This is a genomic window from Deltaproteobacteria bacterium (assembly GCA_005879795.1).
GTDB lineage: Bacteria > Desulfobacterota > Binatia > DP-6 > DP-6 > DP-6.
Window position 1 is genome coordinate 1 of the sequence record VBKJ01000054.1, and the last position, 12,187, is coordinate 12,187.

Here is a 12,187-nt window from a genome sequence, read left to right on the forward strand (position 1 = left end):
GCAGCCTGGCGGCCACTCAGCCGCCGAGTTGTTAGGTGGCAGGTATGAACGTCCGCACGCGAAATCCTCAGAACCGAAAGACGAACCCGCGCGTGATCGACGGCGTCGTGCAGAAGAAGCACAACCACGTACCTACTGCTACCTACTGGAACACCCCTCAGGTCATACCGGTCATCGACAAGGAGCGTCCGGGTCCCGGCCATCGTCACTATCTCGGTAAGCGACACGTTGTGGGTTTTATCGAACTGCTTCCAGACTGGGCCGAATTGTCAAAGGGTCTCGATGCGATCCTGCTCTCCTCTGCGCGGGGGAATGCGGAAGGCTGGTATGACCTTGGTGTCGTCGGTATCTGCGCTTGGTCGAAGGATCCATGGTGCGTGGTTAGCTCATCGTACTACGATGAGCACAAGCCTATCTTTGCGCGGTTGGGGGTGCCGTGCGAGCCAACCGGTGACCGTTACCTCTGTAAGTTCTCAGAGAGTACGGTTCGGGCGTACCAGCTCCTTCACATCCTTCTGCATGAGCTCGGACACCACCATGACAGGATGACGACGCGGCGTAAGCGCGGTACGGGGCGCGGAGAGGGCTATGCGGAGGAGTATGCCCTGCGCTACGAGGAAGACATCTGGAGCCGGTATATGGATTGCTTCGGTCTGTAGTGAACATGGCGCCACCTAACCAGCGGTTGGGAGCGGTCCGGCCGGCGAGCGGCCGACCGGAGTCGAGCGCCCCGCTCGGCCGGCCGCTCAACCGCCGAACGTTAGACAGCGGAGCGTAGCCAAGGCGCTAATGACGAGACCACCACGCAGGATTGAGATCGCTGATGAAACGGAAACGAAGCAACGCGCCCGCGAGGTCCAGCTTCTGATAAACATCGTCGAGCCCGACCCGGAGTTTCAGCCGTTCCTCCTGACGGACGAGGCGTCCCTCCTGGACGCGGTCGGTACCGACCCCGACCAGATGCTGCACCGGCTCGCCTTGTACTTCGGCGGCGATTTCTCCTTTTCACTCCGACGACCAATTTGGAAGCTCGTTGATGAGATCAAGGCGGTCTACCAAGGATGGCCTGCCGAATGGTGATCCGCGGTCTAACTCGCGGCTCCAGCGGCCCGCGGCCGGTGGTGGCGCGCCCGGGCGCAGCTTGGTTCGTGCTACGGTCCGGCATGGCGGCCGCTGAGCCGCCGAGCTGTTGGACGGAGTGAGCGAAGACTTGGGGATGGCGGCAACTGTCCAGATCTTCGTGTACATGCCTGACGAAGCGGTGGACACTTGGCGGCCTGTCGAAGCCGAGCTCGTTGCCCTTGGAGTCTATCGGATCTTGTCACCCGACCCCGATCCGGACTGCGAAGTATGGGAATTCCGTTCCGGCGAGCTCGTTCGCTGTGAGAAGCGAGCGTTTCAACGAGGACAGGTTGGTCTCGTTGCCACCGGCAGAGCCAAGCCGTCCAACTATAATAGGCATTGGAGCGCGCCGGCGCGCTGGGCCGTGCGAACGGCGAGCGGTGTTGCGCCGGCTGCTCAATGCCAGTGACGTTAGGCGACCTGACAATCTGTTCTCGGAGCCAGCCTTCCATGACCCTTCGATCTTTTGCCACACCGATGATACTTGTGCTGGGTGTGGCGGCGGGTTGCGCGAAGCCGACACGGCTCCCAGCACGGCCGCTGCCGTCTGATAGTGTGTCGATAATGACCTACAATGTCGACTTCAGCGACCCGGGCGATCCCGAAACACTACGAGCGATCGAGGAGTCGAAAGTCGATCTCGTGTTCCTGCAAGAGGTTAATCGGCCCTGGCAAGACTCGCTACAGTCGCACTTGATTGCCGCATATCCGCATCAAGTCTACTACGGTGACGATGGGTATGCCGCGGGAGCGGCGATCTTGTCGAGGTGGTCAATCGAATCGGTCGAGGAGCTACCTCGTGTAGACTGGTTCCCGGCGGCAAGAGCGGTCTTAGAGACCCCGATCGGTCCGCTGCAGGTGCTGAACGTTCACCTTCGTCCACCGCGAACTATTGGCGGCAGCTATTTAGTCGGACATTTTTCCACACCGACTGTTCGCGAGGACGAGATTCGCTCGTACGCTACTGCGCTCGACACCAAGCTGTGTACGCTCGTTGTTGGCGATTTTAACGAAGGCGATCACGGACGCGCTGTCCGTTGGCTCGAAGCTCTCGGGTTTCGGAATGCCTTGCCGCAGTTCGAGCCGCGGGCGAATACGTGGCGCTGGCCAATCGGCTTCATCACGCTGAAGGCTAGCTACGATCACATTCTGTATGATCAGGCATTGGAGCTGCAGAGCGCCGAAGTTCGAAACGGGGGTCGGAGCGACCATCTACCGGTCATCGGCGTGTTTACTCCGCGCACTGGATGTCACGAAGCAGTTCCGAACGACGGTAGCCAAACAGATTCTGCTTGTTTCAAGGTGTGATGTCCGCCTAACTTGCGGCTTCAGCAGCCCGCGGCCGGTGGTGCGTTGTCGTCCCTTAGCCAGATCGTGCTACCTTGCAGCGCGGCGGCTGCTGAACCGCCGATCCGTTAGAGGGGTTCGATGCGGCTGGCGCCTGAGTTCACCTGGCAGACCGATCTAGCGATACCGGAGTGCAAGTCGCGGCTCGAGCGCGCCACAGAGAAGGAGTCGGCCTCACGCTGGTTTCGTTTCGGCGAGAGCGGGACCGTTTACAGTAGGGTAGGCGAGGCGTCCTTTCGCTTGTTTGCGAAGGGACCGGCCTTCGTCCACAACTCCTTCGAGCCCTACCTTTACGGCTCGTTCGCCCGGGACGGCGGGAGGACGGTAGTTCGCGGACGCTTTCGCCCCCACACCCTTGTGCTGGGATTTATGGTAGTTTGGTTTACGTTCGTGTTGCTCGTCGGCGGGCTGATCACGGTAAGATCGGTCACGGGAAGCAGGGGCGGAGACCTCGGGCCCGGTGCCGCCGTGCTATTCGCGCTCGGCATGCTAACCTTTGGCATAACACTCGTAACTGTCGGCTGGCGGATGGGTCGGGGGCAACGCGAACGGGTTCAAAAGCTCGTCGAGGAAACTTTGGAGGCCCGTCTAACCCGCAGCGGCCCGCGGCCGGTGAAGGCTTGACGCGGCTGAAGGAAGGAGTGGTAAGACGGGATCAGGCGGGGGGGCTGAGCCGCGGATCGGTTAGACGGCCACCGCCAGGCAGCAACCAGATCTCCTCTCGACATCAACCACTCAGCTTCGCTAGACTGAGACGGATTCGGAGACGTGGAGGTGGACCATGCGCAAGCCAGTAGACTTCGACGCGCTCGACCGCTTTTGAGCGAACCAGCAAGCGCCGCAGGGGCTTCCCCTCCGAGGCGAAGGTCAAGCGAGGCCGCCAGATTGTCCACGGCCATAAAGAGCTCGAAGAGAAGCTCGGCCGTAACGATCCATGCCCGTGCGGCTCGAGCCGCCGCTTTCAAGAACTGCTGCATGCGCCGCGGGAAGTATGACGGCTCGCCGCGCGGATACTTCTTTCAGAGAGTAGCGCGCGCGCCCGTCTAACGGCGTTGGAGCGGACGAGCGGACGACCAGTGCATCACGACCAAGCGCTGCGTCCCGCTCGCCGCTCAACGCCCTTCCGTTAGCCGGCAAGGCGTGAGCGATTCCATCGAAAGTGCAGTCACTTGGTGGCGGAGTACAGGGGTTCCGCTCAATCCGCCCGCTACTGATCAGGATCTAGCCTCGCTGGCGGAGTTCATCGGATGGCCCGTTCCCGACGAACTTCGTCAGTTCTATGAGTTGGCGGACGGCACGGTCGACTTCGCGTCGGACGATCACGAAGTTAGCTTCTGGCCCATCGAGCGCGTGCTATCGGAGAATGACACGCGCGCTGGGGTTGATGATTGTGGCGAGTACCGCGACATCGCCTTTGCCGACTTCCTGATTGACTCGTGGCGATTCTATCTCCGTCTGCGACCCAATGGGGCGGTGTCAGTCTACGCCGAGGAGGATGGGCCTGCGGCGACGTCCTTGGGTGACTTCTTCACGCGCTACCTTTCCGACCCGTGCCCGTACCCCGTGTTGTGACTGCTACCTGACCCAGAGTATTCCGAGGATGAAGAACGGTGGGTACTACTCGGCATGACCGAGCAACATCGCCTCGTAGTTGTCGCTCATATCCGAACAGGCGGATACTATCCGCCTCATCAGCGCCAGGCTCGCGACGCCGGCGGAGAGACACGACTATGAGGAAGGCCAAGGCTAAGTACCGAGGACGAGATCCCCTGCCCGAGTACGACTTCTCACGCGGAGTTCGGGGAGAGTATGCTCGTCGGTTCGCGGAGGGCACCAACCTCGTCAAGCTCGAGCCGGACGTGGCCAAAGTGTTCCGAGATTCGGCCTCGGTGAACCGAGCTCTTCGCCGGCTTGTTGGGCGAGGTTCTCGCAAGCGTGCAGTCTAAGGCGCTGGAGCGGACCGGCATGAACTGCCGTCGTTGGAGCGAACGCCAGGGCGCCGGCCGCTCAGCGCCTGGTCGTAGGGCCGCAAGGAAGACGAACGCATGATCTTGCTCGCCGGAGCCTTGTGCCGGATGGTGCGTGCGTGACCAGCGTTGATCACCTGATCGTCGGCGCGGGGACCGCCGGCGCCATTCTGGCTGCCCGACTCAGCGAAGACCCGGCGCGTCGAGTGCTGGTGCTCGAGGCCGGTCCCGATTACCCGGACGAGACCGCTCTGCCCGAGCCGTTGCGCGACAGCTACAAGACTCCCTTCGGGAGCCACGACTGGAACTTGCAGGTGACTATCTGTGGCGAGCGCGAAGGGCTCCTGCCTCGGGGCAAGGTCGTCGGCGGCTCGTCGCAAACCAATGGCGCCGGCGTGGTGAGGGCCCCGGCGGCTGACTTCGACGCCTGGGCCGGTTTGGGCCTGCCCGCGTGGAGCTGGGAGCGGGTGCTGCCCTCGTATTGTCGGCTCGAGGCCGATCAGCAGTTTGGCGATCGCGGCTACCATGGGGCCGCTGGCCCCATCCCCATCACTCGCTGGAGCCGCGATGAGCTGCTCCCACCCATGGCCGGGTTTCTCGATGCCACCCTGGCCGCCGGACACCCATTCTGTGAGGACCTCAACTCCCCCAAAGCGATGGGCATCGGCCCGTACCCGCAGAACCGCCGGGGGCGGGTGCGGATGTCGACCAACCTCGCCTATCTCTCGCCGGCCCGGGCCCGCCCCAACCTCACGGTGCGGGGCGGGGTGACGGTCGATCGGGTGGTGATCCGGGCGGGCCGCGCCGTGGGCGTCGAGGCTCGTGGGGAGGTGATCGCCGCCCACGAAGTGATCCTCTGCGCCGGGGCGCCCTTCAGTGCGGCGCTGTTGCTGCGCTCGGGTATCGGCCCCGCGGAGGACCTGCGCCGCGTGGGCGTGCTGCCGCTGGTCGATCTCCCCGGCGTGGGCACCGGCCTCGTTGACCAACCCGGGGCGGTGATCCCGGTGATGCCCGCCGCCGGCGCCGGCGGAGCCGCCGATAGTCCGACCCTGCAGCTCGTGGCCCGCCTGGCCGCCTTTCCCGGCCACACGCCCGACCACGCCTTCTATCTGTGCCTGTTCGCCGGGGTGGATTTGGTCAACGGCCCCAGCCCGGCGCTCGCCGCCATGATTGGCGCCCCGGTCGCCAACCTCGTGATGGTCGGCGACATGCGCATCGCCTCGCGGGGCCGCGTGGTGCTCCGCGGGCCCAACCCGACTGAGCCCCCGTCGGTTGATCTCCGCTTCTACACCGCCGAGGGAGACCTCGACCGGATGCGGGCGGCGTATCGACACGCCTGGGAGATCGCTAACCACGCCGCCTTCACCGCCACCGTCATGGGGTTCGCGCTGGTGGACGACGACCTGGTTGCCGACGATGACCGGCTCGACGCCCTGTTGCGTATGGGGACGCAGAGCCGCACCAGTCTGCTCGGGGGCTGTCGCATGGGCCCGGCCGGCGACCCGCTGGCCGTGGTCGATGAGCACTGCCGGGTCCGAGATGTGGAGGGTTTGCGCGTGGTGGACGCCTCGATCGTGCCCCTCGCCCTTCGCACGGTGCCCGCGCTCACCTGCATGATGCTGGGCGAACACGTCGCCGCTTGGGTAGCGGCTGGCGTGTAGCGCGTGGCACCGATGTGGTTGCTCGCGTACCACGACGAACGCAGCCGCACTGGAGCGGGCGGTCGCCCGCCAAGTTGCGGCCTAACACGGCGATGGAGCCCGCGGCGCCTCAATCACACAAACCGGTCGAACCCGTCCGATAGCCTGATTCAGGGCCGGCTAGACATGCCCCCGTGTTCGCACCTCACCGAAACGCCGGAATGACATATCGCCCGAACAGCTCGATCGACCGCGTCACCGCATCCGCGGGGATGTCGTACGGCTGCATCAAGCAGAGGAGCTGATCGCAGCCCGCCTCGCGGTAGCGCTTCACCTTCCGGATGCAGGTCTGGGGGTCGCCCACGATGACGGCGTCCATGTCGTCGAGGAGCGGGAAGGTGACGTCGCTCAAGTTGAGCGCGCGCAGCATGCGCGTGTAGTCGTAGCTGCCGAGCTCCCGGCCCTCCTGCCAGGCGGCGACGGAGCCGATCAGCTCGATGCTCCGGCGGAAGTACCACATGACGGACTCGGCGGCGTTGCGGCGCGCCTCCGCGTCGGTCTCCGCGCAGTGGACCATGGTGAAGGTGGCGGCGCGATCGTTCACGAACTTCCCGGCGGGCCGCGCCTCCTTCAGGCCGTTTCGGTAGAGCGCGATCCGGCTCGCCAGCTCCTCGGGCGGCACGCCGATCGTGAAGGAGAGGAGGCCGAGCCCCTTCCGGCCGGCGATCTCGTGGCTCGCGGGGCTGGTCGAGGCCATCCAGAGCGGCGGGTGCGGCTTCTGCAGCGGCTTTGGCAGCACGCGCCGCGGCGGGAGGTGGAAGTGCGTCCCCTCCCAGGAGAAGACGTCGGTGGTCCAGGCCCCGACGATCACGTCGAGCGCTTCTTCCCACATGCCGCGCGTCTCGTTCGGGTCGATGCCGAAGCCCTCGAGCTCGTCGCGCGTCGCGGAGCGGCCGGTGCCGAACTCGAGGCGCCCGTCGCACACGCAGTCGAGCAGGGCCGCCATCTCGGCGGCGCGGATCGGGTGGTTGTAGGGGAAGGGCAGGAGGCGGACGCCGTGCCCGATGCGGATCGTCTTCGTGCGCGCGGCCACCGCGCCGTAGAGCGCCTCGGGCGCGGAGCAGTGCGAGAACTCGGACAGGAAGTGGTGCTCGACCGTCCAGAAGTGCGAGAAGCCGACCTGCTCGCCGAGCACGGCCTGGGCGATCACCCGATGATACGCGTCGCGCTCGCTCCGCTCGTGCCACGGGGCGGCGACGGGGATCTCGTAGAAGAGGCCGAAGTCGAGGGTAGGCAAACGACCGTTTGTTTACACGGGTGCGCCCCTCGTGACAAGGAGAAGCGCATGGGCAGGCTCGACGGCAAGGTGGCCATCGTGACCGGCGGCGCCTCGGGCATCGGGGCGGCGACCGCGCGCCGCTTCGTCGCCGAGGGTGCCCGGGTCGTCATCGCCGACGTGAACGACGAGGCGGGCGAGGGCGTGGCGCGCGCGCTCGGCGCGGCCGCCGCCCATCGGCACACGGACGTCAGCTCGCTCGCCGACCTCGAGGCAGCGGTCGCCTTCGCGGTCGCGCGCTTCGGCGGGCTCGACGTGATGCACAACAACGCGGCGCTGACCGGCGGCGGATACGTGGCGGAGATCGAGCCCGAGGTCTGGGAGCTGAGCCTCCGGGTCATGCTGACCGGCGTCTTCTACGGCATGCGGGCCGCGCTCCCGGCGCTCCTCGCGCGCGGCGGAGGGTCGATCATCAGCACATCGTCGGTGGAGGGCTTCTTCGGGGAGATGATGGCGGCGCCGTACTGCACGGCCAAGGCCGGCATCATCAACCTGACACGCACGGTCGCCATCGAGTACGGGCGGAAGAACATCCGCGCCAACTGCATCTGCCCCGGCGTGGTCGACACGCCCATGCTCGGCCTGCTCGCGCAGGTGAGCCGCCGGTCACGGGAGGACCTGGCGGCCCAGCATGCGATCGGCCGCCTGCTGCGGCCCGAGGAGATCGCGAACGTGGCGCTCTTCCTCGCCAGCGACGAGTCGTCGGCGATCACGGGGGCGGCGATCGTGGCCGACGGCGGGCTCATGTGCGGGCTCGGGATCACCGGGCTGCCGCCGTACGGCGGCTAGCGGCAACCCCGCGACGGTATCGCGGGACGTGGGCGAAGCTGGTATCAGGGGTCTTTCGCATGGCCATCGCTCCCCGCATCGCGACGGCGGCCACGCCGGCGAAGGCGACGCTCCGCGCGCTGCTCAGCCAGCACGCAACCCGGCTCGGCCTCACGGCCTCCGCCATCGACACGATCGTCGCGCGCTCGCAGATCACGCACTGGCGGCCCGGCCAGCAGATCTTCGCCGCCGACGACGCGCACGACCTCGTCAACTTCCTGGTCGGCGGGGCGGTGAAGGTCCTGTGCCAGGGCCGTCGCGGCGTGCCGGTGCTCGTGCAGATCGCCCGGCCGGGCCAGTTCTTCGGCCTGGCGTCCCTCTTCGATCGCCCCGGCCCGCGGCAGTTCTCGGCGGTCGCGCACGTGCCCGCGGTGGTGGCGATGATGAGTCAGGAGGTCATGAACGGCGTCGTCGCCGGCCTCCCGGCCGGCCGCGCGCTCCAGCTCATGGCGTACAGCTGGCGGGCGCTGTCGCGGCTGCTCTACGAGAAGTGCCTGCTGCTCACCATGCCGCTGAGGGACCGGCTGGTGCACGAGCTCGAGATCCTGGCCCACGACTTCGGGCAGCCGCATCCGGCGGGCGTGCTCATCGATCTGCCCCTCACGCAGGCGGACCTCGCGGAGCTGGTGGTCGGCTCGCGCGCCAAGGTGAGCCGCTGCGTGGCGGATATCCGCCGGGCCGGCAAGCTCGAGATGACGGGTCGCCGGCTCGTCCTGACGCGCCGCTTCGCGCGCCAGCTGAGCCTGTGAGATGTGCCCTCCGGCACACGAGACGCGCTTCGCATGTGTCGTTCGGCACCGCGCCGCGTTCCGGCCCCTGGTTCCGCTTGGTAGAAAATTGCGCCATGGAAGACCTCACGCAAGAGCTGACCAACCTGGTCGCACGGACGCTGAAGATCTCCCCGGATCAGCTACGGCCCGAGGCCGATCTCGTTGCGGACCTCGGCGCCGACTCGCTGGCGGTGGTCGAGCTGATGATGGCGCTCGAGGAGAAGCTGGGGGTGCGCATCGACGACGACGAGGCCGAGGGGCTGCGCACGTTCGGCGACGCGCTCGCCCTCGTGCGCGCCAAGCTCGCGGCCTAGCGCCGATGCCGGGCGCGGCCGTGCTCGGGACGGGCTTCGCCCTGCCCGAGCGTGAGGTGTCCAACGACGAGCTCACGGCGTCGCTCGACACCTCGGATGCGTGGATCGTCTCGCGGACGGGCATCCGGACCCGCCGCACGCTCGACGGCTCGGGCCTCGCGACCTCGGACCTGGCGATCGCCGCGGCGCGGATGGCCCTGGCCCGTGCTCGGGTGGAGCCGGCGAGCCTCGACCTCGTCATCGTGGCGACCTGCTCCGGGGACTACCCGATGCCGTCGACCGCCTGCCTCGTCCAGGCGGCGCTCGAGGCGCGGCGCGCGGCGGCCTTCGACCTGAACGCAGCCTGCTCGGGCTTCATCTACGGGCTCACCCTGGCGGACCACGCGCTCGCGACCGGAGGGGCGAGGCACGTGCTCCTCATCGGGGCCGACGCGCTCACGCGTCACGTCGACTGGGGGGATCGCACGACCGCCATCCTCTTCGGTGACGGCGCCGGCGCCGTGGTCCTCGGCCACGGCGGGGGGCTCCTCGGGACGCACCTCGGTGCCGACGGCCGCCGGGCCGGCGACCTCCTCATCGCGGCGGGAGGATCGCGGCAGCCGGCCGACCACGCCGCGATCGCCGCGCGCCGGCACAAGATCGCCATGAACGGCCCGGAGGTGTTCCGGGCCGCGGTCGAGGCGATGTCCGCCGCGCTCGCCGCCGCGGCCGAGCGCGCCGGCGTGCGGCCGGCGGACCTGCGCTGGGTGTTCGCGCACCAGGCGAACGCGCGCATCCTGCGCGGGGTGGCGGAGCGGCTCGGCGTGACGCTCGCCGCCTTCCGCATGAACGTCGAGCGCTACGGCAACACCGGCGCCGCTTCGATCCCGATCCTGCTCGCGGAAGCCGATGTGGCGGGCCATCTGGTGCCCGGCGACCTGATCGGATTGACCGCCGCGGGCGCGGGCCTCACCTGGGGCGGGGCGATCCTCCGCTGGAGCCGGGCATGAGGCGGCGCGTGGTCGTCACCGGTCTCGGCATGGTGACGCCGCTCGGCGTCGGCGTGCCGGCGAACTGGGAGGCCGTGCAAGCGGGCCGCTCGGGAATCGGCGCGATCACCCGCTTCGCCGCCCGCAGCTTCCCGTGCGGGATCGCCGGCGAGGTACGCGGCTTTCGCGCCGAGGACTGGGTGGACCCGCGCGAGCGCGACCGCATGGACCTCTTCATCCTCTACGCCATCGCGGCGGCGACCCAGGCGGTGCGCGATGCGCGGCTCGAGGTGAGCGAGGAGATCGCCGATCGGGTCGGGGTCGTGATCGGCGTCGGCATCGGCGGGCTCCCGGGCATCGAGCAGAACCACGACGCACTCACCGCGGGCGGGGCGCGGAAGGTCTCGCCGTACTTCATCCCGGCCGTGATCGGGAACCTGGCCCCGGGGCAGATCGCGATTCGCCTGGGCGCGCGCGGCGTCAACATGACGATCACCACGGCTTGCGCCTCGGGCGCGCACGCGATCGGCGAAGCGTTCGAGATGATCCGGAGCGGCCGCCAGGACGTCGTCGTGGCCGGCGGGGCGGAGGCGGCGATCACGCCCACGGCGGTCGCGGGGTTCGCCGTGATGCGCGCGCTCGCCCGCTGGGAGGGGCCGCCGGAGGGGGCGTCGCGGCCATTCGACGCGCGCCGTTCGGGGTTCGTCCTCGGCGAGGGCGCGGGCGTCCTCGTCCTCGAGGCGGAGGAGGTCGCGCGGCGCCGGGGCGCGCCGGTGCAGGCGGAGGTGCTCGGCTACGGCGCGAGCGCCGATGCCCACCACATCACGCAGCCCCCACCCGACGGGAGCGGGGCGCAGCGGGCGATCCGCGCCGCCCTCGCCGCGGCCGGGATCGAGCCGAGCGCCGTCCAGCACGTGAACGCGCACGGGACCTCCACGAAGCAGGGCGACGTCGCGGAGACGCGCGCGCTGCACGCCGTCTTCGGGGCGCACGCGCCACGCCTCGCGGTGAGCGCGACCAAGTCCATGACGGGCCACCTGCTCGGCGCCGCCGGGGCGGTGGAGGCGATCTACACCGTGCTGGCGCTCCGCAAGCAGACCGTCCCGCCGACCATCAACCTCGACGAGCCCGATCCCGAGTGCGACCTCGACTACGTTCCGCACCATGCGCGCAGGGCGAGCCTCGAGATCGCGCTCTCGAACTCCTTCGGCTTCGGCGGCACGAACGCCGCGCTCGTCTTCGGAGCGGCGGCGTGACCCGGACCTGCCTCCACTGCGTTCTCGCCCGCGTGCTGGGCGCGGAGAGCGAGCGCCTTCGGGCGCGCGGCCTCGAGGTGCGGCTCGGGGCGGCCGACGCGGTCTTCCTGCCGGCGCCCGGTCGAGCCACCTACCGCACGGTGCGCGGGCTCCTCCGCACCGCCATCGGGGACGCCGAGGGCCCTCGCATCCGGCTCACGCTGGTCAGCCTGCCGGGCAAGAGCCACGTCGAGGTCACGGCGGCGTTCGCCGTGGGGCGCGGCACGCGCGTGCTGTCCTGCGCGTTCCCGCGCCACGATCCGGCTGCCCTGGCAGCCGGCCTGCTCGGGCAGTAGGGTCCTCCCACCTCGCCGGCAAAGGACCTATCCCAGGGGAGGCCGTTTCGCGGCCGCCTTGTCACGCAGCTTGTACTTCTCCACCCGCTGGGTCGCGGTCTTGGGCAGCGAGGCGCGGAACTCCCAGAGCCGCGGCACCTGGAACTTCGCCAGGCGCGCCGCCGCAAACGCGCCCAGCTCCGCTCCCGTCACCGGCCCGTTCGCCACCACGACCGCCTTGATCTCCTGCCCGAGCACCGGGTCCGGCACGCCGATCACCGCCACCTCGGCGACGCGCGGGTGCTCGCGCAGCGTCTTCTCGATC

Annotated in this window: 15 protein-coding genes and 1 pseudogene; 14 read left to right on the plus strand and 2 right to left on the minus strand. The window is 68.3% G+C overall.

Annotation, left to right across the window (positions count from 1 at the left end; genetic code table 11):
• Positions 1–92: 92 nt before the first annotated feature.
• The 8 genes and pseudogenes from E6J59_02840 (at position 93) to E6J59_02875 (ending at position 6,097) form a co-directional block, all read left to right on the plus strand.
• Positions 93–659, plus strand: coding sequence for a hypothetical protein (locus E6J59_02840; GenBank protein ID TMB22966.1), 567 nt, complete (start codon positions 93–95; stop codon positions 657–659).
• 130 nt (positions 660–789) lie between these two features.
• Complete coding sequence (locus E6J59_02845; protein ID TMB22967.1) at positions 790–1,080, plus strand: hypothetical protein; 291 nt, start codon at positions 790–792, stop codon at positions 1,078–1,080.
• Between the two features lie 441 nt (positions 1,081–1,521).
• Positions 1,522–2,430 carry an endonuclease/exonuclease/phosphatase family protein gene (locus tag E6J59_02850; protein TMB22968.1) on the plus strand — a complete coding sequence of 303 codons (909 nt, stop codon included), beginning with the start codon at positions 1,522–1,524 and terminating at the stop codon, positions 2,428–2,430.
• Between the two features lie 120 nt (positions 2,431–2,550).
• Complete coding sequence (locus E6J59_02855; protein ID TMB22969.1) at positions 2,551–3,093, plus strand: hypothetical protein; 543 nt, start codon at positions 2,551–2,553, stop codon at positions 3,091–3,093.
• A 176-nt stretch (positions 3,094–3,269) separates the two neighbouring features.
• Positions 3,270–3,464 (plus strand): annotated as a pseudogene (locus E6J59_02860) (hypothetical protein).
• A 145-nt stretch (positions 3,465–3,609) separates the two neighbouring features.
• A complete protein-coding gene (locus tag E6J59_02865; protein TMB22970.1) occupies positions 3,610–4,041 on the plus strand; it encodes an SMI1/KNR4 family protein in 432 nt (143 codons plus the stop codon).
• A 158-nt stretch (positions 4,042–4,199) separates the two neighbouring features.
• Positions 4,200–4,415 (plus strand): hypothetical protein, encoded by a 216-nt coding sequence (locus E6J59_02870; GenBank protein ID TMB22971.1) that lies wholly within the window; start codon positions 4,200–4,202, stop codon positions 4,413–4,415.
• 140 nt (positions 4,416–4,555) lie between these two features.
• Positions 4,556–6,097, plus strand: a complete 1,542-nt coding sequence (locus E6J59_02875) for a hypothetical protein (GenBank protein ID TMB22972.1) — start codon at positions 4,556–4,558, stop codon at positions 6,095–6,097.
• Between the two features lie 184 nt (positions 6,098–6,281).
• Here the strand turns inward: E6J59_02875 and E6J59_02880 are convergent, their stop codons facing one another.
• Positions 6,282–7,373, minus strand: coding sequence for an LLM class flavin-dependent oxidoreductase (locus E6J59_02880; GenBank protein TMB22973.1), 1,092 nt, complete (start codon positions 7,371–7,373; stop codon positions 6,282–6,284).
• Here E6J59_02880 and E6J59_02885 point away from each other — a divergent pair.
• The 6 genes from E6J59_02885 (at position 7,290) to E6J59_02910 (ending at position 11,883) form a co-directional block, all read left to right on the plus strand.
• A complete protein-coding gene (locus E6J59_02885) occupies positions 7,290–8,201 on the plus strand; it encodes a glucose 1-dehydrogenase (protein ID TMB22974.1) in 912 nt (303 codons plus the stop codon). The two genes, E6J59_02880 and E6J59_02885, sit on opposite strands and share 84 nt — an antisense overlap.
• Positions 8,202–8,260: 59 nt before the next feature.
• Positions 8,261–8,989 (plus strand): Crp/Fnr family transcriptional regulator, encoded by a 729-nt coding sequence (locus E6J59_02890; protein ID TMB22975.1) that lies wholly within the window; start codon positions 8,261–8,263, stop codon positions 8,987–8,989.
• Positions 8,990–9,084: 95 nt separating this feature from the next.
• A complete protein-coding gene (locus E6J59_02895; GenBank protein TMB22976.1) occupies positions 9,085–9,324 on the plus strand; it encodes an acyl carrier protein in 240 nt (79 codons plus the stop codon).
• Between the two features lie 5 nt (positions 9,325–9,329).
• Positions 9,330–10,313 (plus strand): beta-ketoacyl-ACP synthase III, encoded by a 984-nt coding sequence (gene fabH, locus E6J59_02900; protein ID TMB22977.1) that lies wholly within the window; start codon positions 9,330–9,332, stop codon positions 10,311–10,313.
• On the plus strand, positions 10,310–11,548 hold the full coding sequence (gene fabF / locus E6J59_02905; protein TMB22978.1) for a beta-ketoacyl-ACP synthase II: 1,239 nt from the start codon (positions 10,310–10,312) through the stop codon (positions 11,546–11,548). The genes fabH and fabF overlap by 4 nt, the downstream gene beginning before the upstream one ends.
• Complete coding sequence (locus E6J59_02910; GenBank protein ID TMB22979.1) at positions 11,545–11,883, plus strand: hypothetical protein; 339 nt, start codon at positions 11,545–11,547, stop codon at positions 11,881–11,883. The genes fabF and E6J59_02910 overlap by 4 nt, the downstream gene beginning before the upstream one ends.
• A 27-nt stretch (positions 11,884–11,910) precedes the next feature.
• Here the strand turns inward: E6J59_02910 and E6J59_02915 are convergent.
• A partial coding sequence (locus tag E6J59_02915) for an ATP-dependent acyl-CoA ligase (GenBank protein ID TMB22980.1) occupies positions 11,911–12,187 on the minus strand: 277 nt, incomplete at its 5' end.

What these genes read in the sequence shown, in the direction of transcription:
- E6J59_02890 (TMB22975.1), top strand. Translation starts at nt 8,261, where the DNA reads ATGGCCATCGCTCCCCGCATCGCGACGGCGGCCACGCCGGCGAAGGCG.
- fabH (TMB22977.1), top strand. Translation starts at nt 9,330, where the DNA reads ATGCCGGGCGCGGCCGTGCTCGGGACGGGCTTCGCCCTGCCCGAGCGT.
- E6J59_02855 (TMB22969.1), top strand. Translation starts at nt 2,551, where the DNA reads ATGCGGCTGGCGCCTGAGTTCACCTGGCAGACCGATCTAGCGATACCG.
- fabF (TMB22978.1), top strand. Translation starts at nt 10,310, where the DNA reads ATGAGGCGGCGCGTGGTCGTCACCGGTCTCGGCATGGTGACGCCGCTC.
- E6J59_02870 (TMB22971.1), top strand. Translation starts at nt 4,200, where the DNA reads ATGAGGAAGGCCAAGGCTAAGTACCGAGGACGAGATCCCCTGCCCGAG.
- E6J59_02850 (TMB22968.1), top strand. Translation starts at nt 1,522, where the DNA reads ATGCCAGTGACGTTAGGCGACCTGACAATCTGTTCTCGGAGCCAGCCT.
- E6J59_02895 (TMB22976.1), top strand. Translation starts at nt 9,085, where the DNA reads ATGGAAGACCTCACGCAAGAGCTGACCAACCTGGTCGCACGGACGCTG.
- E6J59_02845 (TMB22967.1), top strand. Translation starts at nt 790, where the DNA reads ATGACGAGACCACCACGCAGGATTGAGATCGCTGATGAAACGGAAACG.
- E6J59_02885 (TMB22974.1), top strand. Translation starts at nt 7,290, where the DNA reads ATGATACGCGTCGCGCTCGCTCCGCTCGTGCCACGGGGCGGCGACGGG.